Origin of the sequence: Streptomyces sp. 5-10 (assembly GCF_014712245.1) — a bacterium.
GTDB lineage: Bacteria > Actinomycetota > Actinomycetes > Streptomycetales > Streptomycetaceae > Streptomyces > Streptomyces violaceusniger.
This window is the reverse complement of the sequence record NZ_JACVYG010000202.1, coordinates 1-981: the sequence shown is the minus strand read 5'-3', so window position 1 is coordinate 981 and position 981 is coordinate 1. Positions and strand designations below refer to the sequence as shown.

At 64.3% G+C, this 981-nt stretch carries 2 protein-coding genes; both read left to right on the top strand.

Features of this window, described 5'->3' with window-relative positions:
- The coding region (locus tag IEJ02_RS47810; protein ID WP_223865628.1) for a phosphopantetheine-binding protein at positions 1 to 797 on the top strand (797 nt) is incomplete at its 5' end.
- A 55-nt stretch (positions 798 to 852) separates the two neighbouring features.
- Positions 853 to 981 (top strand): polyketide synthase docking domain-containing protein (locus IEJ02_RS50975; protein ID WP_191070509.1); only part of this gene is annotated, 129 nt, incomplete at its 3' end.

Here is a 981-nt window from a genome sequence, read left to right as displayed (position 1 = left end):
TCGCCTGGGGCCTGTGGGCACAGGCCAGCGGGATGACCCGAAACCTCGGTGCTGTTGATGCGGCCCGTGCACATCGCTCGGGAATCGTTCCGCTGGCCACTGAGGATGCCCTGGCGCTGTTTGACCGGTCGATGCACGTGGGCCGTGGTGTGGTGCTGCCGGTGCGGATGGACCTCAAGGCGTTGGGGGATCGGCCGGTGCCGGTGCCGCCGGTGCTGCGTCAGTTGGTGCGCAGGCCGGTCCGGAAGGCAGCGGCCGGACACGGGGGTGGCACGGGCGCTGAGTGGCGCGACCGGATCGCCATGGCCACTCCCGAAGAGCGGGAGCAACTGCTGCTCGACCTGGTCCGTACCCACCTTGCCACTGTATTGGGACGAACCGACCCTCACGACATCGACGCTGAGGGTGGGCTCCTCGAAATGGGCTTGGATTCACTCACCGCGGTGGAACTCCGTAATCACCTCGGTACGGCAACAGGTATTCGCCTGCCCACCACCGTGGTCTTCGACCATCCGACTTCCATAGCTCTCGCGAAGTATCTGGCCTCACGCCTGGGTGACAGCACCTCGAATACCGAAAGGTCCAGCGCACACGGCGTGCTGGCGGAAATCGAGAAGCTCCACGCGATGCTCAGCGGCGTTTCCCTTGCCGACGAGGAGCATTCCATGGCAGCTGGTCGATTGACGGATGTCCTGACTCAGTTCAAGAAGCGCGGCACGGGTGACGTCGCCGACGTCGAAAGCATCGAAGCAGCTACTGATGAGGAGCTGTTCGAACTCCTCGACGGCGACCTGTAACCCGTATTACTCCTCCGGACCTTTGGCCCACATCTTCTAGGAAGGCAATTCCTCGATGGCGGACGCGGCGCAGCTACGTACGTACCTCAAGCGAGCCACTGTTGACCTGCGTGAGGCTCGGGGGCGCCTGCGCGAGGTTGAGGAGCGCGCGCGGGAGCCGATTGCGATTGTGGGGGTGGGGTGT